The organism is Kitasatospora sp. NPDC034035 (genome assembly GCF_055575755.1).
In genome coordinates, this window is sequence record NZ_JBVISA010000008.1 from 81,759 (window position 1) to 102,224 (window position 20,466).

General features: G+C 72.1%; 22 protein-coding genes. 9 read left to right on the plus strand and 13 right to left on the minus strand.

Going from position 1 to position 20,466, the window contains the following annotated elements; genetic code table 11:
- Position 1: 1 nt before the first annotated feature.
- On the minus strand, positions 2 to 913 hold the full coding sequence (locus ACZ52J_RS13560; protein ID WP_465618399.1) for a class I SAM-dependent methyltransferase: 912 nt from the start codon (positions 911 to 913) through the stop codon (positions 2 to 4).
- Positions 914 to 1,327: 414 nt separating this feature from the next.
- Here ACZ52J_RS13560 and rpsA point away from each other — a divergent pair, with 414 nt between their 5' ends.
- The gene (gene rpsA / locus ACZ52J_RS13565; protein ID WP_360499124.1) at positions 1,328 to 2,818 is read left to right on the plus strand and encodes a 30S ribosomal protein S1; all 1,491 of its coding nucleotides are present in this window, start codon (positions 1,328 to 1,330) and stop codon (positions 2,816 to 2,818) included.
- A 209-nt stretch (positions 2,819 to 3,027) separates the two neighbouring features.
- On the plus strand, positions 3,028 to 5,328 hold the full coding sequence (locus tag ACZ52J_RS13570) for an MMPL family transporter (protein WP_465618401.1): 2,301 nt from the start codon (positions 3,028 to 3,030) through the stop codon (positions 5,326 to 5,328).
- On the opposite strand, the gene ACZ52J_RS13575 is transcribed toward ACZ52J_RS13570, so the two are convergent.
- Positions 5,311 to 5,742: a MarR family winged helix-turn-helix transcriptional regulator gene (locus ACZ52J_RS13575; RefSeq protein WP_360499128.1), complete on the minus strand. Its 432-nt coding sequence runs from the start codon at positions 5,740 to 5,742 to the stop codon at positions 5,311 to 5,313. The genes ACZ52J_RS13570 and ACZ52J_RS13575 overlap by 18 nt on opposite strands.
- Positions 5,743 to 5,804: 62 nt before the next feature.
- Here ACZ52J_RS13575 and ACZ52J_RS13580 point away from each other — a divergent pair, with 62 nt between their 5' ends.
- The 3 genes from ACZ52J_RS13580 (at position 5,805) to ACZ52J_RS13590 (ending at position 7,968) form a co-directional block, all read left to right on the plus strand.
- Positions 5,805 to 6,446 carry an MBL fold metallo-hydrolase gene (locus tag ACZ52J_RS13580; RefSeq protein ID WP_360499130.1) on the plus strand — a complete coding sequence of 214 codons (642 nt, stop codon included), beginning with the start codon at positions 5,805 to 5,807 and terminating at the stop codon, positions 6,444 to 6,446.
- A 134-nt stretch (positions 6,447 to 6,580) separates the two neighbouring features.
- The gene (coaE, locus tag ACZ52J_RS13585; protein WP_465618404.1) at positions 6,581 to 7,183 is read left to right on the plus strand and encodes a dephospho-CoA kinase; all 603 of its coding nucleotides are present in this window, start codon (positions 6,581 to 6,583) and stop codon (positions 7,181 to 7,183) included.
- A gap of 170 nt (positions 7,184 to 7,353) precedes the next feature.
- A complete protein-coding gene (locus ACZ52J_RS13590; protein ID WP_465618406.1) occupies positions 7,354 to 7,968 on the plus strand; it encodes a GNAT family N-acetyltransferase in 615 nt (204 codons plus the stop codon).
- Between the two features lie 32 nt (positions 7,969 to 8,000).
- Here the strand turns inward: ACZ52J_RS13590 and ACZ52J_RS13595 are convergent, their stop codons facing one another.
- Positions 8,001 to 8,759 carry a CTP synthase C-terminal region-related (seleno)protein gene (locus ACZ52J_RS13595; protein WP_465618408.1) on the minus strand — a complete coding sequence of 253 codons (759 nt, stop codon included), beginning with the start codon at positions 8,757 to 8,759 and terminating at the stop codon, positions 8,001 to 8,003.
- Between the two features lie 70 nt (positions 8,760 to 8,829).
- Between ACZ52J_RS13595 and ACZ52J_RS13600 the strand changes: the two genes are divergently transcribed.
- The 3 genes from ACZ52J_RS13600 (at position 8,830) to ACZ52J_RS13610 (ending at position 11,082) form a co-directional block, all read left to right on the plus strand.
- Positions 8,830 to 9,738: a LysR family transcriptional regulator gene (locus ACZ52J_RS13600; protein ID WP_465618410.1), complete on the plus strand. Its 909-nt coding sequence runs from the start codon at positions 8,830 to 8,832 to the stop codon at positions 9,736 to 9,738.
- A gap of 85 nt (positions 9,739 to 9,823) precedes the next feature.
- Complete coding sequence (locus tag ACZ52J_RS13605) at positions 9,824 to 10,381, plus strand: GNAT family N-acetyltransferase (protein ID WP_465618412.1); 558 nt, start codon at positions 9,824 to 9,826, stop codon at positions 10,379 to 10,381.
- Positions 10,382 to 10,524: 143 nt separating this feature from the next.
- Positions 10,525 to 11,082 (plus strand): hypothetical protein, encoded by a 558-nt coding sequence (locus ACZ52J_RS13610; protein ID WP_465618414.1) that lies wholly within the window; start codon positions 10,525 to 10,527, stop codon positions 11,080 to 11,082.
- Between the two features lie 223 nt (positions 11,083 to 11,305).
- Here the strand turns inward: ACZ52J_RS13610 and ACZ52J_RS13615 are convergent, their stop codons facing one another.
- Together ACZ52J_RS13615 and ACZ52J_RS13620 are read right to left on the minus strand one after the other, a co-directional pair.
- A complete protein-coding gene (locus ACZ52J_RS13615; RefSeq protein ID WP_465618416.1) occupies positions 11,306 to 12,130 on the minus strand; it encodes a hypothetical protein in 825 nt (274 codons plus the stop codon).
- 580 nt (positions 12,131 to 12,710) lie between these two features.
- Positions 12,711 to 13,094 (minus strand): hypothetical protein, encoded by a 384-nt coding sequence (locus tag ACZ52J_RS13620; RefSeq protein WP_465618418.1) that lies wholly within the window; start codon positions 13,092 to 13,094, stop codon positions 12,711 to 12,713.
- Between the two features lie 109 nt (positions 13,095 to 13,203).
- On the opposite strand from ACZ52J_RS13620, the gene ACZ52J_RS13625 reads away from it, so the two are divergent.
- Positions 13,204 to 13,680, plus strand: coding sequence for a MarR family transcriptional regulator (locus ACZ52J_RS13625; RefSeq protein ID WP_465618420.1), 477 nt, complete (start codon positions 13,204 to 13,206; stop codon positions 13,678 to 13,680).
- Between the two features lie 132 nt (positions 13,681 to 13,812).
- On the opposite strand, the gene ACZ52J_RS13630 is transcribed toward ACZ52J_RS13625, so the two are convergent.
- The 8 genes from ACZ52J_RS13630 to ACZ52J_RS13665 form a co-directional block, all read right to left on the minus strand.
- Positions 13,813 to 15,072, minus strand: coding sequence for an alpha/beta hydrolase (locus tag ACZ52J_RS13630; protein ID WP_465618422.1), 1,260 nt, complete (start codon positions 15,070 to 15,072; stop codon positions 13,813 to 13,815).
- Between the two features lie 36 nt (positions 15,073 to 15,108).
- The gene (locus ACZ52J_RS13635) at positions 15,109 to 15,825 is read right to left on the minus strand and encodes a class I SAM-dependent methyltransferase (RefSeq protein ID WP_465618424.1); all 717 of its coding nucleotides are present in this window, start codon (positions 15,823 to 15,825) and stop codon (positions 15,109 to 15,111) included.
- 205 nt (positions 15,826 to 16,030) lie between these two features.
- On the minus strand, positions 16,031 to 16,429 hold the full coding sequence (locus ACZ52J_RS13640; protein WP_465618426.1) for a protein kinase family protein: 399 nt from the start codon (positions 16,427 to 16,429) through the stop codon (positions 16,031 to 16,033).
- A gap of 255 nt (positions 16,430 to 16,684) precedes the next feature.
- On the minus strand, positions 16,685 to 16,867 hold the full coding sequence (locus ACZ52J_RS13645) for a hypothetical protein (protein WP_465618428.1): 183 nt from the start codon (positions 16,865 to 16,867) through the stop codon (positions 16,685 to 16,687).
- A 246-nt stretch (positions 16,868 to 17,113) separates the two neighbouring features.
- Positions 17,114 to 18,307, minus strand: coding sequence for a methyltransferase domain-containing protein (locus ACZ52J_RS13650; RefSeq protein WP_465618430.1), 1,194 nt, complete (start codon positions 18,305 to 18,307; stop codon positions 17,114 to 17,116).
- On the minus strand, positions 18,300 to 19,244 hold the full coding sequence (gene tgmB / locus ACZ52J_RS13655) for an ATP-grasp ribosomal peptide maturase (protein ID WP_465618432.1): 945 nt from the start codon (positions 19,242 to 19,244) through the stop codon (positions 18,300 to 18,302). Before tgmB ends, ACZ52J_RS13650 begins: the two co-directional genes overlap by 8 nt.
- A 10-nt stretch (positions 19,245 to 19,254) precedes the next feature.
- Positions 19,255 to 19,470, minus strand: coding sequence for a putative ATP-grasp-modified RiPP (gene tgmA / locus ACZ52J_RS13660; RefSeq protein ID WP_465618434.1), 216 nt, complete (start codon positions 19,468 to 19,470; stop codon positions 19,255 to 19,257).
- A 124-nt stretch (positions 19,471 to 19,594) separates the two neighbouring features.
- Positions 19,595 to 20,443 carry a helix-turn-helix domain-containing protein gene (locus ACZ52J_RS13665; RefSeq protein ID WP_465618436.1) on the minus strand — a complete coding sequence of 283 codons (849 nt, stop codon included), beginning with the start codon at positions 20,441 to 20,443 and terminating at the stop codon, positions 19,595 to 19,597.
- Between the last annotated feature and the right edge of the window lie 23 nt (positions 20,444 to 20,466).

The following is a 20,466-nucleotide window of genomic DNA, read 5'->3' on the forward strand; positions in this document are numbered from 1 at the left end:
CTCAGCCCCGCTCGGTGACGAAGATCGCCGTGCCGGGGATGAGCCGCCCGCGCAGCGGGGACCAGCCGCCCCACTCCTGCTCCAGGCCGGCCGGCCACTCGGGCTCGACCAGGTCCACCAGCCGGAAGCCGGCGGCGACGAGTTCGCGGACCCGGTCGCCGAGGGTGCGGTGGTGCTCGACGTAGGTGGCGTTGCCCTGCTCGTCCTGTTCGACGTACGGGGTGCGGTCGAAGTAGGAGGACATCGCGGTGAGGCCCTCGACGCCGGGCTCGTCCGGGAAGGCCCAGCGGATCGGGTGGGTCACCGAGAACACCCAGCGCCCGCCGGGCCGCAGCACCCGGTGCACCTCCCGCATCAGGGCGGTGGTGTCGGCGCTGAACGGGACGGCGCCGTAGGCGGAGCAGGCGAGGTCGAACGAGCCGTCGGCGAAGGGCAGCACGGCGGCGTCGGCCTGGACGACGGGGACGGGCACGGCGCCGCGGCCGAGGTCGATCCGGCGGGAGTGCTGGAGCTGGCGGTAGGAGATGTCGAGGGCGACGGGGCGGGCGCCGTGGCCGGCCAGCCAGCGCGAGCACTGGGCGGCGCCGGCGCCGATCTCCAGCACGTCCCGGCCGGCGACCTCGCCGAGCAGGTGGGCGTCGGCCTCGTCCAGGCCCTCGGGGCACCAGGTGAAGCGGTCGTCGCCGAGGAACTCGCCGTGCTCGTCCTGGTACTCGTCGGCGTTGCGGTCCCACCAGTGCCGGCTGGCCCGGCTGCTCTCCCCGGTGCCGGCCTCGCGCCGCACCGCGTCGTCGTCGCCCTCGGCCCCGGTCCCGGCCCCGGTTCCGGCCTCGGTTCCGGGGGCGGTTTCGGCGGACGAGTCAAGATCGTGAAGATCGGACTGGGGGGTGGTGGCCACGGTGACAATGCCCATCGCGTAGGGTATGGAGCGCGGAAGCGTCGCTGTCGCGAACCGGCCCCCGAAAGGGACCGGGTCCTGGCGGTGGCATCCGGGGAAAAGGCTCCTGCGGGCGCCACCGAGAGGTGCGCAATCGGAGGATATGGCCTGATCCGTACCAGGCTCCACCGTCTTGCCGTCCTTCGGCATTGACCGTGCCTGGCCGTCCCCGTATGCTACAAGTTGCGCTGCGGGCCTGCGCGCCTCGGACGGAGCAGGTCGCGCTCGCCTCTGTCGAAGACCCCACGGTCGCAAGACGGACGCCGATTCTCGTTGTACGGGAGTTTGGTGTGCCGTGTTCTGGGCTGTCCGGCTTTCGGTGGGAGCGATACGGGCCCTCCGCGTGGCATTACCTACGACTTTCATGTCCGTACCGGAGCCCTTTTCCTAATGACGAGCCCCACCGACTCCTCCCTCAGCACCACCCCGCAGGTCGCGGTCAACGACATCGGCGACGCCGAGGCGTTCCTCGCCGCCATCGACGAGACCATCAAGTACTTCAACGATGGCGACATCGTCGAGGGCGTCATCGTGAAGGTCGACCGTGACGAGGTCCTCCTCGACATCGGTTACAAGACCGAGGGCGTCATCCCGTCCCGCGAGCTCTCGATCAAGCACGACGTTGACCCGCACGAGGTCGTCGCCGTCGGTGACAACATCGAGGCCCTGGTTCTCCAGAAGGAGGACAAGGAGGGTCGTCTCATCCTGTCCAAGAAGCGCGCTCAGTACGAGCGTGCCTGGGGCACGATCGAGAAGATCAAGGAAGAGGACGGCATCGTCACCGGTACCGTCATCGAGGTCGTCAAGGGTGGTCTCATCCTCGACATCGGCCTCCGTGGCTTCCTGCCGGCCTCGCTGGTCGAGATGCGCCGCGTCCGCGACCTCCAGCCCTACGTGGGCAAGGAGCTCGAGGCCAAGATCATCGAGCTGGACAAGAACCGCAACAACGTGGTCCTGTCCCGCCGTGCCTGGCTGGAGCAGACCCAGAGCGAGGTCCGCCAGACCTTCCTCACCACCCTGCAGAAGGGCCAGGTGCGCTCCGGCGTCGTCTCCTCGATCGTCAACTTCGGTGCCTTCGTGGACCTGGGTGGCGTCGACGGCCTGGTGCACGTCTCCGAGCTGTCCTGGAAGCACATCGACCACCCGTCCGAGGTTGTCGAGGTCGGCCAGGAGGTCACCGTCGAGGTTCTCGACGTTGACATGGACCGCGAGCGCGTCTCCCTGTCGCTGAAGGCGACCCAGGAGGACCCGTGGCAGCAGTTCGCCCGTACGCACCAGATCGGTCAGGTCGTCCCGGGTAAGGTCACCAAGCTGGTTCCGTTCGGTGCGTTCGTCCGCGTGGACGAGGGCATCGAGGGTCTGGTCCACATCTCCGAGCTGGCCGAGCGCCACGTGGAGATCCCGGAGCAGGTCGTCCAGGTCGGCGACGAGATCTTCGTCAAGGTCATCGACATCGACCTCGAGCGTCGCCGCATCAGCCTGTCGCTGAAGCAGGCCAACGAGGCGCTGGGTGCCAACCCGGCCGAGGTCGACTTCGACCCGACCCTGTACGGCATGGCCGCTTCGTACGACGACCAGGGCAACTACATCTACCCGGAGGGCTTCGACCCCGAGGCGAACGACTGGCTGCCCGGCTTCGAGAAGCAGCGTGAGGAGTGGGAGCGCCAGTACGCAGAGGCGCAGTCCCGCTTCGAGCAGCACCAGGCCCAGGTCATCAAGAGCCGCGAGGCCGACGCCCAGGCCGCCGAGGAGGGTGGCGACGCCGTCGCCGCTGCCGCCGGTGGTTCCTACTCGTCCAGCAGCGACGAGGGCTCGGGCGCCCTGGCCTCCGACGAGGCCCTGGCCGCCCTGCGCGAGAAGCTGGCCGGTGGCCAGAGCTGAGGCTCTCGCTCCTGCTAGCCGATAGCTAGCACATGGGCCCCACCCGGAATCTCCGGGTGGGGCCCATGTGGTTTTCCGCGGTGACTTATACGCCTCCGACTTATGTGTCTTTTATGTGAAGAGAAGTGTGAGATGAGGCTCATTGCCCGTCTATAGGCCGAAGTTCGGGTTGCGCCTACATTGAGTGGAGCTGCCCGAAAGGCTCCTTCATGCGCAAACCCTCCTCCGCCGTCCCCGCCGCCGTCGTCGGCGGCCGGCTCGCCGCCCTCGGCCGGTTCTGCTTCCGTCACCGCCGCTGGGTGCTCGGCTTCTGGGCCGCCGTCCTGGTCGTCGGCGTCCTGATCGGCGGCCGGGTCTTCGAGGGCTCGGTGGCCGGGGCCTCCTCCTCCAGTGCCGAGGCCGACCGGGGCAGCGCGGTGGTCGCCGCGGCCGACCCGGTCAAGGGCACCGTCACCGCGGTGGTGGACGGCAAGCCGGTGGACGATCCGGCGGTCAAGGCCGCCGTCGAGAAGGCCACCGCCGAGATCGCCGCACTGCCCGGGGTCTCCGCCACGCTCGACGCGTACGGCACCGGGTCGGCGCCCGCCGCGCTGCGCTCCGCCGACGGGACGGCGAGCCTGGTCACCGTCCGGATGGCCGACACCTCCACCCCCGCTCAGAGCGACGCCGTCACCCAGCGGCTCGCCGCGCTGAACGGCGCCGGCGGCGCGCACGTGACCGTCGGCGGGGACCTGGTGCTGCAGCAGGAGGTCAAGCAGCAGACCGAAAAGGACACCCGCTTCGGCGAGATGGTGACGCTGCCGCTCACGCTGGTCGTCATGGTGCTGGTCTTCGGCGGGCTCGCGGCGGCCTCGCTGCCGGTGATCGGGGCGGTCGCCTCGGTGGGCGGCGCACTGCTGGCCATGTTCGGGTTCAGCCAGATCATGGACATCGACACCAGCGTGCTGCCGATCGCGACCGTACTGGGGCTCGGACTCTCGATCGACTACGCGCTGCTCATGGTGAATCGTTTCCGCGAAGAGCGCGGCCACGGCGCGGGCATCGCCGCCGCCGTCGAACGCACCGCGGCGACCGCCGGACGTACCGTGGCCTTCTCCGGGCTGACCGTGGCCGTCGCGCTGTCGGGCCTGTTCGTCTTCACCAGCCCGGTGCTCGGGGCGGTGGCCGCCGCCGGGGTGAGCGTGGTGGTGATCGCCGTCGCCGCCGCGCTGACCCTGATCCCCGCCCTGCTCGGCTTCGCCGGCGCGCGGATCAAGACGCCCACCACGCCCGTACCGGACGAAGGATTCTTCAGCCGGACCGTCCGCCGGGTCCGCAAGCGGGCCGTACCGGTCGCGCTCGCCTGCGTCGCGCTGCTGATGGCGGCCGGGGCGCCCTTCCTCCACGCCGACATGCGCAACTCGGGCGCCGCCGTGCTGCCCGCCTCCTCGGCCGGGCGGCAGGTCGCCGAGACCGTCGACCAGCGCTTCCCGCAGGCCTCGGCCGCGCCGATCACCGTGGTGGTCGAGGGCGGCGCGGCGGTGGCACAGGCGTACGCGGACGAAGTGGTGGCCAAGCTGCCCGGGGTGAGCGGGGTACGGGCGGTCAGCCCGGTCAGCGACGCGGTCTCCACGATCGACGTGCTGGTGCACGGGGACCCGCAGGGCGGGCAGGCCGAACACGTGGTCGAGGAGCTGCGGGCGGACCGGGGCGGGCTGAAGACCTACGTCACCGGCGGCGCGGCCTCGGTGGTCGACTTCAAGGACGAGCTGATGTCGCGCGGGCCATGGGCGCTCGGGCTGGTCGCGGTGGGGACGCTGGTGCTGCTGTTCCTGATGACCGGCTCGGTGGTGATGCCGGTCAAGGCGCTGCTGATGAACCTGCTCTCGCTGGGCGCCTCGCTCGGCGCGCTCACCCTGGTGTTCCAGGACGGCTACTTCAGCGGGCTGCTCGGCTTCAGCCCGACCGGCGGGCTGGAGACCTTCATCCCGGTGCTGGTCTTCGCCTTCGCCTTCGGGCTGTCGATGGACTACGAGGTGTTCCTGCTCGCGCGGATCAAGGAACTACGGGACAAGGGCCACAGCTGTACCCGGTCGGTGGAGCTGGGCGTCCAGCGCAGCGGTCGGATCATCACCTCGGCGGCGCTGCTGATGGTGATCGTCTTCGCCGGGTTCGCACTCGGCGACATGCTGATGGTCAAGCAGATGGGCATCGCGCTGGCTGTCGCCGTCGCGGTCGATGCCACCCTGGTGCGCTGCCTGCTGGTGCCCGCCGCGATGAGCCTGTTCGGCGAGTTCAACTGGTGGGCGCCCGCCCCGCTGCGGCGACTGCACCGGCGCTTCGGGCTCAGCGAGCACGTCGAGCTGCCGGAGATCGAGCCGGCGGTGATCCCGGCCCCGCGGCCGGTGGGCGAGTCGGTGGCCGGGGAGCCGGTAGCCGGGGAGTCGGCGGCCGGGAAGTCGGCGGCCGGGGACTCGGTGGACGGGAAGCCGGCGGCCGAGGACCTGGTGGGCTCAGCCCAGCCGGGCTAGCAGGCCGACCGCGGCGCGGAGCCGGTCCTGCTCGGCGGGGGTGAGGCGGGCCTCGATGGCGGTCGCGATGCGGTGTTCGCGGCGGGCTCGCTGGTCGAGGAGGGCGGTGCGGCCGGCCCCGGTGGCGGCGATGAGCTGCTTGCGGCCGTCGGTGGGGTGGGGCTGCTGGGTAACCAGTCCGGCCTCGATCATCAGGGCGACGGTGCGGGCCATCGACTGGTGGCGGACGCGCTGGAGGTCGGCGAGTTCGGCGACGGTGCAGGAGCGCTCGTCGCGCACCAGCAGGCCGAGCACCGCTGCCTGGTTCTGCGGCAGCTCGTCGCTGTCGCGCAGGGAGCGGACCACGCTGCCGAGGGCGGCGCGCAGGTCGGCGGCGAGTTCCAGGGTGTCCGGGTGCGGGGCTTCGCTGGGCATGGGAGAAGTCTACCCAAAATATCTACAGCGGTACTGTACAGCTTTGCTGTAGAGTTTCAGGCATGCGAATCACCAAGTTCGGACACGCCTGCGTACGCATCGAACACGGCGACACCACCGTCGTCGTCGACCCCGGGGTGTTCACCGACCCCGCCGCACTGGCCGGGGCGGACGCCGTCCTGATCACCCACGAGCACATGGACCACTTCGAGGAGTCCCGGCTGCGCGCCGCGCTGGAGGCCGACCCGGCGCTGCGGGTGTGGACCAACAGCGCCGTCGCCGCCCAGCTGGACGGCGTCGCGCAGCGGGTCACCGCGGTCGGCGAGGGCGACGCCTTCGAGCTCGGCGGGCTCGGCGTCTCGGTGCACGGCGAGTGGCACGCGGTGATCCACCCGGACATCCCGCGGGTGCAGAACATCGGCTTCCTCTTCGACGGCCGGCTCTTCCACCCCGGCGACGCGTTCACCGTGCCGCCGCACACCGTGGACACCCTGCTGCTGCCGCTGGCGGCGCCGTGGAGCAAGGCCTCCGAGGTCGTCGACTACGTCCGGGAGGCGGGGCCGCGCCGGGCGGTGCCGGTCCACGAGGCGGTACTCAGCCCGGCCGGGTTCGCCGTGCACAGCCGGCTGGTCGGACCGGACGGGCCGGGCACGGGCGCGGAGCTGGCCGTCCTCGGAGACGGGGAGAGCCTGGAGCTGGGCTGAGCCCGGAGCCGGGTTGCGTCTGGAGTCGGGTTGGGCCTGCGGTCGGGTTGAGCCCGGAGTCGGACTGAGCCCGCGGTCGGGTTGAGCCCGGAGCCGGGCTGACGGGCCCGGTGTGGCGCCGGTAGCCTGACGCCATGCTGAAGATCGGACTGACGGGTGGCATCGGCGCGGGCAAGAGCGAGGTGTCCCGGCTGTTCGCCGCGCACGGCGCGGTGATCGTGGACTCCGACGTGATCGCCCGCGAGGTGGTCGCCCCCGGGACGGACGGTCTGGCGGCCGTCGTCGCCGAGTTCGGCCCGCAGGTGCTGCGGGAGGAGGACGGCGCGCTGGACCGCCCGGCCCTCGGGGCGATCGTGTTCGCCGACCCGGAGCGGCTGAAGGCGCTGAACGCGATCGTCCACCCGCTGGTGCGGACCCGCTCCGCCGAACTGGAGGCGGCGGCCGCGCCGGACGCGGTCGTGGTGCACGACGTGCCGCTGCTGGCCGAGAACGGGCTGGCGCCGCTGTTCGACCTGATCGTGGTGGTCGACGCGGCCGACGAGGTGCGGCTGGACCGGCTGGTGCGACTGCGCGGGATGGCCGAGCACGAGGCCCGGGCCCGGATGGACGCCCAGGCCTCGCGGGCCGACCGGCTGGCGATCGCGGACCTGGTGATCGACAACGGCGCCGGGCTGGCGGAACTGTCGGCCCGGGTGGACGAGGTCTGGACGGAGCTGGCGGAGCGCGCGGCGGTCTGACCTGCGGATCAGGCTGAGTGTCTGCCGTGCTGCGGCCGGCTCCTCGGCCTGGGCGGCACGGGGCGCACCTCGTGCATCTCCCGCGTCGGCCGGGGGCGTTCGGCGGCCGCTCGGACCGAGTGGCCGGGAAGGGACTGTCGCAAGGCCGCCGGTGGGGAGAGCATGGCGGAATGAATGATCGTTTTTCGCTCGATCCGCACCTCGCCGAGTCGATTCCCGCCGGGGCGCACCTCACCGAGTCGAACCCCACCGGGGCGCACCTCGCCGGGGCGCCGGCCGTCGAACGGCTGGAGCGGTACACCCGCGCCGAGCAGGAGGAGGTCCTCGGCCCCGGGGACGACCCGTACGGGGTCGCGTACACCGGGCTGACCTTCCTGCCCAAGGAGATCCACTTCGGGGTCCGGGCCGCCGGCGGCCGGCTGGTCGCCCACACCGGGCTGCTGCCGCTGTCGCTCACCGCGGGCGGCACCGACCTGACGGCGATGGGCGTCGGCGGGGTGTGCGTCGCGCCCGACCGGCGCGGCGGCGGCCTCGCGCACGCCGTGGTCGGGGCCGCCCTGGACCACGCGCGCACGCTCGGCCACCGGCGCGCGCTGCTGTTCTGCCGCCCGCCGCTGACCGCGTTCTACCGGGGACTCGGCTTCCGGGAGGTGGCGGAGGAGGTGACGGTGGAGCAGCCGGAGGGGCGGCTGGCGGTGATGCCGCTGCGCACCATGTGGGCGCCGCTGTCGGCGGGGGCCGGGTGGCCGGAGGGACCGGTGCGGCTGCGGTCGCTGCCGATGTGAGGCCGGCCGCCCGTCGTCGGTGTGAGGCCGGCTCAGGCCGTGACGGCCCAGGCGGTGTCCGCGTGGGCGCCGGAGCCGGAGCCGGCGTCGGCGTGGGCCACGGCAGCGGCGGCGAGTGCGCGGATCATGGCGTGCGCCCGGGTGCCGTCGCCGGACAGCTCGGGCTGGAACAGCGAGGCGAGGAAGAACGGGTGGTCCGGCAGCTCCAGGATCCGCACCTCGCCCGACTCGTCCGCGCCGCTGAACCGCAGGCCGTGCGCGCGCAGTCGGTCCAGGTAGGCGGCGTTGAGGCCGTACGCGCAGTGGTAGCGCTCCAGGGTGCGGGTGGTGCCGAGGACCCGCTCGGCGAGGGTGCCCGGGGTGAGCGTGACGGGGCCCTCGTGGCCGACCAGCGAGCAGCTCAGCGGGGCGATCACCTGCTGCTCCCCGTCGGGGTGCGCCTCGCCGTGGACGGCGTCGGTCAGGCCGCAGACGTTGTGGGCGTACTCCAGCACCGCGTGCTGGAACCCGGCGCAGGTGCCGAGGAAGGGGATGCCGCGCTCGCGGGCGGTCCGGACGGCGGCCAGGGCTCCCGCCTCGCTGCGGTACGGGCTGCCGGGCAGCAGCCAGACGGCGTCGAAGCCGTCGAGGGCGCCGGGTGCCCCGGCGTCCTCGGTCGGGATCCAGTAGGCGTCCAGGGCGAGCCGGTCGTGTTCGGCGAGGGCGTCGAGCAGGCCCGGGATGCGGGCGTGCGAGCGGACGGCGGGGGAGCGGTCGCCGACCAGGGCGATCCGAGGGGTCAGGTAGGTCATGCGGCTATCCTGACCCCGCATCCGAGATCAGCGCCAACGATGATTTCTTACCTCTCGATCAGATCGGTTGATGACCGCCGTGGATCCCCAGCAGCTGCGCACCTTCGTCACCGTCACCCGCCTCGCCTCCTTCTCCGACGCGGCGCGGGAACTCGGCTACACCCAGTCCGCGGTCTCGCAGCAGATCGCCGCGCTGGAGGCGGACCTCGGCACCGCCCTGCTGGTCCGCCGCCCGGTCGGCCCGACCGAGGCGGGGCGGCGGCTGCTGGAGCACGCCGCGCCGCTGCTGGTCCGGCTGGAGGCGGCGCGCGCCGACGTCGCGCGCCTGGCGGGTGCCGCGAGCGCCCGGCTGGTGCTCGGCGCCACACCGCTGGCGGTCGGGGCGACCCTGGGGCGCGCGCTCGGCGAGGTGCGCCGGGCGTACCCGGGGGTGCAGCCGGTGGTCCGGGTGCTCGCCCAGGACGTGCTGCCCGCGCAGGTCGCCACCGGCGAGGTCGACCTCGCCCTGGTCGACGGCCTGGCCGCGCCCAGCGACCCGCTGCCGCTGCCCGACGTCGGCCCGCTGCGCACCGTCGCGGTGGACGAGCGGCCGGTCGTCGTCGCCCTGCCCGCCGGCCACCCGCTGGCGGGCCGCGGCGGTCTCGCACTCGCCGACCTCTCCGCCGCCCGCTGGCTGGACGCCCCCGACCTCGCCCCGCCGGTCGCCCGGCTGCGCGCGGCCGCGGGCGTCGACGGCTTCCGGCCCGCCACCCGCTACCAGGGCACCGATGTGCACGGGCTGCTCGCGCTGGTCGCGGCCGGGCACGGGCTCACGCTGCTGCCCGAGCCGGTGCCGGCCGGGGTGCCCGGGGTCGTGAGCGCGCCGATCGCCGTACCCCGGCTGGTGCACCGCACCGAGCTGGTGCACGGGAGCCTGCCGGAGGGGCCGGCGGCGCTGCTGGCGCGGTTGCTGGAGGAGACGCGGGCCGACGCGGTCTGATCGGGGGCCGTCTTCGAGTTGTGAGAATTCGGGTTGGGAGAATTCGGGTTGCGGGGGCTACCGGCGTCGATGAAATGATCACGCGATGAGCACCATCACCATCAGGCGGGTACGGCAAGAGGACTGGGCGCGGGTCAAGGAGATCCGGCTGGACGCGCTCCGTGACCCGGTCGCGGCCATCGCCTTCCTCGACACCTACGAGCAGGCGTCCGCCAAGCCCGACCGGTTCTGGCAGGACCGCACCACGGGAGCGGCGGCGGGCTCCGCCGTGGCGCAGTTCGTCGGCGAGGACGCGGACGGGCGCTGGCTCGGCACGGTCAGCGTGCTGGTGGAGCGGCCCGGCGGGTCGGGGGCCCTGGATGGCGACGTCGTCGAGGTCGAGCAGGCGCAGATCGCCGGGTTCTACGTCCGGCCCGAGGCGCGCGGCACCGGGCTGGCGCACGACCTCGTCCGGGCCGCCCGGGACTGGTCGTGGTCGCTCGCCGAACCCCGGATCCAGCGCGTGCGGCTGTTCGTCCACGAGGACAACGCCCGCGCCGAGGCGATGTACGTCAGGGCCGGGTTCGAGCGCTCCGGCGTGGTGCTGCCCCTGCCGGGTGACGTGCCGGGCCGGGAGGTCGAACTGGCGGTGTCCCGGGGCTGATCGCGCGGCGCTGCGGCCGGTCGCGGTTGTGAAGGCGGGGTCACCAGGCGTTCACGTCCTGGGTCTGACGGTCGTCGCGTGAGCGGTGCTGTCATGAGCACAGTCGCCCGGCAACAGGCCGGGCCGACCCAGGAGACTTCCCCATGATGCTCCGTCAGCGCATGACCGTCGTCGCCGCGGCGGCCGCCCTGGCCGCCGCCGGCCTCGCCACCGGCACCGCGCACGCCGCCGCCCCGGCGACCGCCGCCGCCCCGAAGTCCCGTACGCTCTCCGCGAGTTGTTCGCAGGCGTACCTGCCGCTGCCCGACCCGTACTGCACCCCCGGCGCGTACAACCCGGCCGTCACCCAGGACACCATCGGGCAGACCATCTGCGTCTCCGGCTGGACCGCCACCGTCCGCCCGTCGACCAGCTACACCAACGCCCTGAAGGTGCAGCAGATCGCCCAGTACGGCTACGCGGACACCAGCACGGCCGACTACGAGGAGGACCACCTCGTCCCGCTGGAGCTCGGCGGCGCGCCGCGCGACCCGGCCAACCTGTGGCCCGAGCCGCGCTACGGCAGCCAGCCGGCCACGAGCAAGGACTCCGTCGAGACCAAGCTCAAGAACGCGGTGTGCGGCGGGCGGGTCGGCCTGGAGGACGCCCGCAGCGCGATCGCCAGTGACTGGACCACGGCGCTCAGCGTCCTGGGGCTGTGACGCCCTGCTTCCTTGAAGCGCTCGGTGGCTTCCAGGCGCCCTGACGTCCTGACACGGTGACGTCCTGAAGCCCTGAAGCCCTGAAGCGCTGACGCCTGCACGCGGTGAAGCCGGTTCACCGCGTGCGGGCGCGAAGGAGCCGTCCGGCCCGTCCGGTCCCCTGTGCCGGACGGGCCGGACGGCCGTCTATGGGGGTGCGGGCGCTCGCGTGGAGCGCCGAGGATCAGTTGCAGCCGGGAAGGGCCTCGCACATCGGCGCGGTCATGCCGGTGCCGACGTACTTGTCCTCCGGGGCCTTCCAGGCGTCCTTGGGCTGGGCGCCGGCCTTGGTGGTCGCCCAGACGGACAGCTCGCTGACCGCCCCGCCGTCGGTGACCACGTACTCGTGCAGGGTGACGGTGGTGCCGTCGGCCTGCGGGACGGTCAGGACGGCGGCGAAGTACGGCGCGTCGTCGGCGCTGTTGACCTTGACGGTGGCGCCGGGCACGGTCTTGGCGCAGCCCTTGAGGGCGTCCGTCAGGTGTCCGTCCGTCAGGTTGGTCGCCTGCTTGGTGCCGCTGCTGTGGGTCGGGTCGCCCTCGAAGAGCAGGGTCTGCTGGGCCGTCCAGCGGTCGCCGCCGAAGCCGACCGAGGCCTTCGCGGAGGCGGCGCCGGTGAACATCCACTCGTCGTCCTTGGCGACCGCCGCGTGGCACAGCTCCATGCCCTTGAACTGGACCGGGCCGGTCTGCGGCTTGGCGTTGGCCGCCAGCGGCGCGTAGTGGTAGGTCTCGTCCATCGGGATGCTCTTGGTGTCCATCCAGGCCTTGGCCGGGATGCCCTTGGCGCCGTCGGTGCCGCCGTTGCCGGCCGGCTTGGTGGCGCCCGTGGTGGGGGCGCCGGTGGCGGTGCCCGCAGGGGCGGCGGTGCCCGCGGGGGCGGCGGTGGACGGGGCGGGGGCGGCGGTCTTGCCGGCGTCCTGGCCGCTGTTGTCCGGTCCGCAGGCGCTGAGGGCGCCCAGGCAGACGAGGGCTGCGGCGGTGGCGGTGACCAGTCGGATGCTGCGCAACTGACGATTCCTCAAGTGTCCGGTGGCGTGGGGCGGGGTCGGGCGCGCGTCGGCCGTGGGCCGCGGGTGCGCGGCACCGCCCGTCCGTTCGCGCCGCCCGGGTGACCCGTGATCGCGGGCACTCGGCATGGCTGTTCCTCCCCCGTTGACGTACGGCCGTCCGGCTCCTGGTCGCTGCCGCCCTCCTCTGGTCTGAGGGGCGGTCAGCGCCGGTGCTGCGTCGACGGCGGTCGAAAACCTATGCCAACGCGCCGCCGGGAGCAAAGCGGGATTCCGGCGGATGCTCCGGCGGCCGGGGCGGTTGCAGGACGATGATGGGGAACGTGTGTGCGGGGGCGGCGGGAGCTATGGCGGTGTGCGGGGGACTCCTGGGGCGCGCAGCCCTGGTGGTGCGCCGCTCGCGGCGGCGGATTTCCGCTGCTGGGGCCTGGTGCTGCGGGCCCGTACGGTGCCCTCGGGGCGCCGGGCCGGACGGGCGGTCCGGACCCGGCCGGACAGGCGGGTGGGGCTCCGGCGGCCGCCGACACCAAGGCTTTCCCCTGTGGGGCCCGGGCGGCGGCGACCGGGGAATCGTCGGCGATCAGGCCACCTGGCCGCCGATGCCGGAGCGGCCCGCCGCCACGCCCTCCACGGTGACGACGGTCTGCCGCCCGGCGGCCTCGCCGAGGGTGCCGGTGATCGCCTCGGTGACGGCCGCGACCAGGCGGGCGGGCGCGTCCGGGACGTGCGGCAGGTGGTAGGCCGCCTCCCGCATGCTGAGCGCGACCACCGGCGCGTCCTCGCCGGTCGGCACCCCGCCGATGCCCCGGCGACGCTGCGGGACGCCGATCAGCTCGACCGCGACCATCGGGCGGGCTTGCTCGCCGAAGACCGTGGCGACGGCCTCGGTGAGGGCGGCGATGAGGCGCGGTTCGACGGTGGCGTCGAGGGACTCCTCGCGGATGTGCAGGCTCAAGTGCGGCATGGTGGAGCTCCGTTCGGGTCGGGTCGGCTCGGTTCGTACCATGGACGGGCAGGTTCGCTTTGCACGTAAAACATCTTTGATGTCAAAGATAACCGAGGAGAGGTGCGCGATGTCAACGCCCAAGGGGGAGTCACGGCCTGGGGACGGCCTCGACGACGCCGTACGGTCCATGCTGCTGCTGATGCCCCGGCTGGTCGGACGGGCCAAGCGGATCCCTGTCCCCGAACCGCTGCGCACCTTCGCGCTCGCCCCCCGGCACCTGTCCCTGCTGGCCTGCCTGCTGCTCGACGGGCCGATGGGCGTCAACGACCTCGCCGCGCGCCTGGAGATCGCCCCCACCACGGTCAGCCTGATGGTCGGCGACCTCAGCCGCCAAGGCATCCTCGAACGGCGGGAGGACGAGGCCGACCGCCGACGCCGCATCGTCGCCATCGCCCCCGCCCACCTGCCCGCCATCGAGAGCTGGCTCGCCCCCGGCGCCGCCGCCTGGCGCACCGCCCTCGCCCCGCTCGACCCCGCGCAGCGGTGCCTGGTCGTCGACACGCTCCTGGCGTACGAGGCGGCCGTGGGGCAGGAACGGGACTGACCGCCCCGGGGGCCGGTCTCGGCTCCGGATTCGGCTTGGGCTCTGGCTTCGGCTTCGGCTTCGGCTTCGGCTTCGGTCTTGGCTTTGGGTTCGGCCTCGGTTTTGTGGCTTCGGTCCTGGCTTCGGCCGCCGCTACGCGTGGGTGCCCGGGACGCCGAGCTGCTGGGCGAGCCAGGGAAGGGCCTGGGCGAAGGTCGCGGCGCCGGTCTGCCAGCTGTGCTTGCCCGAGCCGACGGAGCTGACCGTGCGGATGCCGTCCTTCCTGGCCGCCGCCTCCAAGGCCTTGGCGGACTCGATCTGGCCGTGCTCCTCGTCGCCCTGGCCGAAGTAGCCGGAGACCCCCTGGTACTTGGGGTGATGGGCGAGCACGGTCAGCGGGTCGTGGGCCGCCCAGGCCGCGGCGTCACCCCCGTACAGCTCCTGCACGGTGTGGTCCTTGTCGCCGATGTACGGGCCCCTGTCGCCGGAGAAGTCACCGAAGTGCGTGAAGACGTCGGGGTGTTCGACAGTGAGGTCGACGGCACAGGTGCCGCCCATCGACCAGCCGGCCACCCCCCACTTGTGCGGGTCGGTGGCCGCGTTGAAGGTCTTCTGGACGAACGGCGGGACGTCCTTGAGCAGATGGGCTTCGGCGTGGCCGTGCGGGCCGTCCACGCACTCGGTGTCCACCCGAAAACCGCCGGTGGCGTCCACGAAGACCAGGATCGGCGCGAAGCCGTTGTGCCGGGCGGCGAACGCGTCGGCCGTCCTCACCGCGTTGCCGGAACGGATCCAGTTGTCCGGCGCCGCGAACTCGCCGCCGATCATCTCCAGCACCGGCAGCTTGGGCCGGGCCTGGCTGCGGAACCAGGCGGGCGGCAGGTAGACCAGCTCCTGGCGGTGGGCGAAGCCACTGGCGGTGTCCGGTATGTCGACCTGGACGATGCGGCCGGTCTTCGTCTTCCCGTGGATCGAGGCGAGTTCGGCCAGCGTGATCTGGTCCGGCAGCGGCTGCCCGCTCAGCTCGCCGACCGCGTCGCCCAGCGTCGGGTAGTAGCCGGTGGCGATGTTCACGCTGTTCGCGGCGCAGAACAGCGCCAGCACGGCCGTCGGCGCCGCCAGAGCCCGCCGCCACCACCGCGCGCCGCGCCAGCCGAACCCGAGCACGCACACCGCGGCGACCGCCACCCCGCACCACAGCCACACCCCGTACGGGATCGGATCGGTGATCCCGGCCAGGGTGAGCACGGCCACGGCGGCGACCGCGGTGACCACCAGCGCCGTCCCGAGCGCGATCGGCCCCCACTTCACCCGCCACGCCCGGTCCCGCCGGACCAGCGTGCCCAGGAACAGTGCGAGGGCCACGGCCTGGACCGTCCACGGGAACCAGCCGTCGAGCAGGGAGACGTTCATGCGGTCGGAGGCTAGGCGCGGAGGATGAGAGACCGGTTAAAGACTGACAGCTCGCTGGAAGAGAGCTGTGAGGAGGAAGGGGACGCCGAAGAGTGGGGAGTCGGCCGGCTGGGCGGCCATCGGGCGGATCTCCACCGGGGTGAAGTCCTGGAAGAGGGAGCGCAGTTCGTCCGGTGAGTAGGCCAGGCCGCCCTCCAGGGCGCCGAGCCGGTACAGCTCCTCGTCCGGCCGCTCCGAGCCCATCGCCCCGGCGGCGAACGCCGTGACGGCGAAGTACCCGCCAGGCGCGAGGACACGGTCCAGGAGGGCGAGGTAGCTGACCCGGCGGTGCGGCGGGAGGTGGTGCAGGCAGCCGGAGTCGTAGACCAGATCGTAGTGGGCGTACGGGAGTTCGGCGTCGAAGATGCTCGCCCGGTGGAAGCGCGGATTGGCACCGACCCCGGCCTCGCGGGCGCGCTCCCCGGCCCAGGCGACGGCGGCGGAGGACAGGTCGACGGCATCGACATCGAAGCCGGCCGCTGCCAGGTGGATCGCGTTCCGGCCGGGCCCGCAGCCGAGATCGAGCGCGCGGGCAGGGGCCGCGACCAGGCCGCGATCCAGGTAGGAGACCAGGTTCTCGTCCGGCTCGGGCGCGAAGAACGGACGCCCGGCGGACCGGTCCGCGTAGAAGCGCTCCCAGAAGGGCTCGGCCGGCGGGAAGAGCCCGTCAAGGAGGGCGAGAACGTCCTCGGTGGTGCGGATCGTGCGGTTCATGCAGCCGAGCGTAGGCGGTTCGGTGGGCGGCTGCGAGCGACGCAAAATGCCTTGGTGAATGGCCAGTTGGGGCGCTGGCTGCAGCCGTGGGGACGGGTGGTCCGGCGCCGGACCGGCGTGCGGCAGCACGCCCACCGCAGGCCGGGAACAGCCCTTTCTGCACAGCGGCAGGAGGCCTCGTAGCGGGGGCGGCGTAACGCTTTGGTCAAAGCCACTCCAGGACGAGGGCGAGTTCGGCGGCCGTCGGGCGGCCCTGCGCAGGAGCGCGCAGGACCGCCCGCAGTGGGGCTTGGAGCGCGGGCCAGGGCGCGTCGGAGTGGAGGGGAATCGTGCCGCTGGCGATGGCGGCCCGACGGGCAGAGGGGCCGGCCTCCGGACTGATGCCGACGGCGTCGTAGTCGAGCGGCCACCGGCCGGTGACGCACGTCCACAGCGTTCCGGCGAGGGCGTAGACGTCGGAAGCGGTGGTCGTTCTGACCGGGCGCTCACCGCATTCGACGGCGGCAGCCAGCTCGGGGGCGACGAGGTGGGTGATGCCGCCCCGGAAGATCGGCGATGGAGGGAACGTCGGCGACCAGGACCACGAGAAGTCGAGCAGACGCACGTCGTGATTGCCGTGGATGCCGTGAGCGGGTTGGAGGTCGCCGTGAACCCACCCGGAGGCGTGCAGCCCGGCGACGGCCCGGCAGAGATCGACAGCTCCGGAGAGAGCCGTCTCGTGCCCGGTGCCGTTGTTCCGGATCGGCTTGAACAGGTCCCAGGTCGAGGGACCCGCGAGCCAGGGAGTGACGTACCAGACCCCTCCGGCATACCGGCCGACGATGACGGTGTGGTCGGGGAGCTGGTCCAGAACGGCGGCTTACCGAGCGGTGATCTCCTCACCCTCGCCGTACCCGGCCTTGATGGCGACAGAGGCCAGGGCCCCGGTCGCCTTCCAGACCGCCGAGCCGCGTCGATCGGCGATCCCGGCGAGCACGATCGGACCGCAGACGGCTTCGGCAGCCCGCACCGCTTCGTCGGGGCAGGGGGCGAACTCGCCCATGTGCGTACCGCCTTCCGAAGGAGCCGAGGGATCAGACGGTGTACTGGTCATGCGGGATGCTGCCCTCCCATACCGCCTCGAAGGCCTGGGAGACCATCCTCACCACGGCCGGCCTCGGAGTCCTCAGCCTCGCCGACGACTCCGTAGACGTCTCGCATCTCCAGGTGGACAGCCGTCCGCTGCGCTCCGTCGAGCAGGGCGCAGAAGTCCGGCATGTTCTGTGTCATCGCACGCCCACGGTGGTGATCACTCCCCGAGGGTGCCGACCCTGTTGCCCGGGCTGTCCAGCCAGACCGTGTTCGTCTCCGAGGTCACGGTGAGCCCGTAACGCTCCAGTCCGGGACGGCCGTTGGACAGCCATCCCGCTGTGATGGCCTCCAACTCCGACCAGAGGGCGCGCGGGCCGCCCTGGAAGGCCCGGGTGGTGCCGTCGTCCCGACTCTCCAGCACCGCCCATGATCCGTCGGGGTGGAGGAACCACCGGCCGGCGACACGGTCGGCCGCCAGGCGCAGCCGGATGGTGCCGGGCATGGCGATCTGGGCGCTCCACAGGAACGCCGGGTCGTCCAGGGTGTCGGGATGGACGGCGGTGTCGAGGCCGGCGGTGTCGTGGCGGGCTCGGAGGGCGGCGCGCATCAGGGGACCGATCGGGGGCCGCCGGGTCTCGCGGGAGAGCATGAACGAGACGTCGGAGTCGATGAACCGGCCCTGCGCTTCGTCGGCGCCGACGTGCAGTTTCACGTAGCCGTAGGCGTCGAGGCTGCCGACCAGCGACACCAGGATGATCGCACCGGGCCGAGCCTGGGCCGGCCACGCGGGCGGGACGTGGCTCGGTGAGTACGAGGCGATGATCCGGCCGAACGGTCCGCTGTCCGGGCAGCCCTTGGCGCCGTCGCCGACGACCAGGCGGGGCCGGTAGCCGAGGGAGGCGAGCCGTTCGCCGTCTGCGGCGGACAGGGCGGCGTCGTGCTCCACGCTGGTCACGTACCGGTCGCCGAGCCGGGCGCACAACAGCGCCGTGGAGTAGCCGGTGCCGGTTCCGACTTCGAGCACGCTCGCGCCGTCCGGGACGTCGAGGTCTTCGAGCATCCGGACGACGACGCCGGGGAGCGTGGAGGAGCTGGTGGGAGTACCGATGGAGGGGTCTCCGTTCGGCGGGGTGGTGCCGTGGTCGAGCTGGGTGACCCACGTGGTGTTCTCGTAGGCCAGCCGCAGCCACCGTTGCGGGTCGGTGTCCCGGCTGACGGTGGTGTAGCGGGTGATGCCGTCCGGGCCGTCCTCGGCGGTGTAGAACGCCGGCAGGAAGACGTGTCGGGGCACCGCGAGCACCGCGTCCCGCCACTGCGGGCAGCGCAGCGAGCCGTCGCGCGCCAGTTCCTCGGTGAGTTCGGCGCGCAGTCGGTGCGCCGTCTCGTCGGTCCCGTCCAGGGGGTCACTCACGTGTACTGCCCTTCTCCAGAAGATCCGCGATGGCGCGCGAGATCGGCACGCCGGTCCTGTGCTCGATCCACGACCACTGGCCGTTGGGGTTCACTTCGAGGAAGCGCCATTCCCCGGTCGGCGTCACGATGAAGTCGAAGGCCCCGAAGACGAGCCCGAATTCGCGCATGAACGCGGACACGCGCTCGCGGACCGGGTCGGGGACGGTCGTCGGCCGGTACGCGAGGCTCTTGTAGTCGGTGCGCCAGTCGATGCGGGCGGCCTCCGAACCGGCGTGGATCTCGACCGGAAAGAAGCGGTCGCCGACCACGGTCAGCCGGACCTCGTGGGCCTTGTCGATCCACTCCTGGAAGAGGTGGGCGCACAACCGCACCGATTCGTCCAGGGCCGCGGGGTCGATCACGACGGTGTCCACGGGGGCACCCAGGCTCTTGGTGATGACCGGGGTGCCGAGGTCGGCGACGAAGCTCCGGCCCGCCTCCGGGTCGTTGGTGATGATGCTGCGCGGTGGATTCAGCCCCAGGCGCCGGGCGACGGCGAGTTGCCACGGCTTGTGGTTGGCATTCAGGTCCCGCGCGGGGTGGTTGATCCACAGGCAGGGGAGGGAGACGGCGACACCGACGAAGCCGGCCCGGGACTGGGCGGCGGCGAACCGCCGCCCGGCCTCGGACATGCCGTCGGGCAGCCGGAACTCCTCGGGCCTGCGGAAGTACACCGACCGGACGCGGGACAGGTCGAGCGTGCGGTGCCCGTTGTCGAGCGCACCGGCCCACCTGTCCTCCAGCGTCGCGGTCAGGGTGAGTTCGGTCGGGAACTCGGTGGTGTCGCACCGGAACACCGGGACACCCCGGCTGTTCAGGTGCTCGACCACCAGATCCGCAGTCGAATCGAGGCGGTTGGTGAGAACCAGCACCGCCTCGCCGTCGGGTTCCGTCACCTCGGTTCTCCTAGTAGAAGTCGGTGCCTTCGTCGTTCTTGCTGTCGGAGTTGGTGTTGCTACTGGTCTCGCCGTGGGCGGTGTGCGCCCAGGGGTTGCCGTCGGACGTGACGGCGATCTGCAACTCCTGGTCGTACCTGACACCGGTGGCGTCGGCCGGCTCGCTGGTCTGCCGCGCGGCGAAGCGCATGGCGAACGGCTGTTGTGCCGTGGAGGCGGTGGGCATGGTGGTCTCCTCTCGTGCGTGATTTCGAGGCGCTGCCCGCGCCGGAAGGCGTGGGAGCGACTTTTGGAGACGGTAGGGGCACGGTTACGCACGGTGCCACTGCCTTGCACCGTCTTGCACGGATTCACCCGAGGGCGGCGATGGCATCCTCGATGCGGGCCTTGGCTGCGCGTCCGTAGACGGCCATCGAGGCCAGGATCCTGAACGCCCTCAGGTAGACGGCGATCTCGCCGGGTGTGGTGATGGTGACAGCCGCAGAGAGGAGTTCGGCATTCACCTGCTGGTCGTCGAAGACGGAAAACGCTTCGAGCGGCCACATGAGGCGTGGAGCGTCGAACGGGATGACCCCGAGGCTGACCCGGGCCGCGCTCATGATCTCAAGCAAGTACTGCAGCTGATCCTCCATGGCAGCCTTGTCGCCGATGGGATAGCGCAGGACGGTCTCCTCCACTACCAGGGCAAAGGTCCGGGAGCCCTCGTGAAGGTATCGGCTGCGCTGAAGACGGCTCTCCACGGCGGCATCGACATCGTCAGGGGTCTGCTGGAACTCGGTGATGGTGGTCATCAGGGCGCGCGCGTACTCGCGGCGCTGCAACATCCCAGGGACGACATTCGAGCAGTAGACACGGATCTGCCGACTCCGTTCGACCAACGGCAGAACCGTTTCCTGGGCATGCTTCATGCCGGTCCGGTGCAGGCGCCTCCACTCGGTGTACATCTCGTCGGCCTGGCGGTTGGCAGCCACCAGATCGGCGGCCTTGTCACCGGCTCCGCAGGCCTCGCACGATGCCCGGATGTCCGAGTCGGAAGGCGGTGTCCTGGCGTTGGCGATCCGCGAGACCTTCGACTCGCTCCAGCCCAGGATGAGGGCCAGGCCATGCCCCGGGAGTCCAGCGTCCACTCGCAACTCTCTCAACCGGGTTGCGAGGGCCTCTCGCGCGTTCTGGGCGCTGGACGAGGGAGAGAGGGGCATGGTCCGGTGGTCCGTCGATCAGG

Excerpts from the sequence above, each read along its gene's own strand:
- ACZ52J_RS13600 (WP_465618410.1), top strand. The coding sequence starts at position 8,830 with ATGACCGCCGTGGATCCCCAGCAGCTGCGCACCTTCGTCACCGTCACC.
- ACZ52J_RS13630 (WP_465618422.1), bottom strand. The coding sequence starts at position 15,072 with ATGAACGTCTCCCTGCTCGACGGCTGGTTCCCGTGGACGGTCCAGGCC.
- ACZ52J_RS13575 (WP_360499128.1), bottom strand. The coding sequence starts at position 5,742 with ATGCCCAGCGAAGCCCCGCACCCGGACACCCTGGAACTCGCCGCCGAC.
- coaE (WP_465618404.1), top strand. The coding sequence starts at position 6,581 with ATGCTGAAGATCGGACTGACGGGTGGCATCGGCGCGGGCAAGAGCGAG.
- tgmA (WP_465618434.1), bottom strand. The coding sequence starts at position 19,470 with ATGCCCACCGCCTCCACGGCACAACAGCCGTTCGCCATGCGCTTCGCC.
- ACZ52J_RS13570 (WP_465618401.1), top strand. The coding sequence starts at position 3,028 with ATGCGCAAACCCTCCTCCGCCGTCCCCGCCGCCGTCGTCGGCGGCCGG.
- ACZ52J_RS13595 (WP_465618408.1), bottom strand. The coding sequence starts at position 8,759 with ATGACCTACCTGACCCCTCGGATCGCCCTGGTCGGCGACCGCTCCCCC.
- ACZ52J_RS13625 (WP_465618420.1), top strand. The coding sequence starts at position 13,204 with ATGTCAACGCCCAAGGGGGAGTCACGGCCTGGGGACGGCCTCGACGAC.
- ACZ52J_RS13605 (WP_465618412.1), top strand. The coding sequence starts at position 9,824 with ATGAGCACCATCACCATCAGGCGGGTACGGCAAGAGGACTGGGCGCGG.
- ACZ52J_RS13645 (WP_465618428.1), bottom strand. The coding sequence starts at position 16,867 with ATGGGCGAGTTCGCCCCCTGCCCCGACGAAGCGGTGCGGGCTGCCGAA.
- ACZ52J_RS13560 (WP_465618399.1), bottom strand. The coding sequence starts at position 913 with ATGGGCATTGTCACCGTGGCCACCACCCCCCAGTCCGATCTTCACGAT.
- ACZ52J_RS13635 (WP_465618424.1), bottom strand. The coding sequence starts at position 15,825 with ATGAACCGCACGATCCGCACCACCGAGGACGTTCTCGCCCTCCTTGAC.
- ACZ52J_RS13620 (WP_465618418.1), bottom strand. The coding sequence starts at position 13,094 with ATGCCGCACTTGAGCCTGCACATCCGCGAGGAGTCCCTCGACGCCACC.
- ACZ52J_RS13665 (WP_465618436.1), bottom strand. The coding sequence starts at position 20,443 with ATGCCCCTCTCTCCCTCGTCCAGCGCCCAGAACGCGCGAGAGGCCCTC.
- ACZ52J_RS13610 (WP_465618414.1), top strand. The coding sequence starts at position 10,525 with ATGATGCTCCGTCAGCGCATGACCGTCGTCGCCGCGGCGGCCGCCCTG.
- ACZ52J_RS13590 (WP_465618406.1), top strand. The coding sequence starts at position 7,354 with ATGAATGATCGTTTTTCGCTCGATCCGCACCTCGCCGAGTCGATTCCC.
- ACZ52J_RS13580 (WP_360499130.1), top strand. The coding sequence starts at position 5,805 with ATGCGAATCACCAAGTTCGGACACGCCTGCGTACGCATCGAACACGGC.
- rpsA (WP_360499124.1), top strand. The coding sequence starts at position 1,328 with ATGACGAGCCCCACCGACTCCTCCCTCAGCACCACCCCGCAGGTCGCG.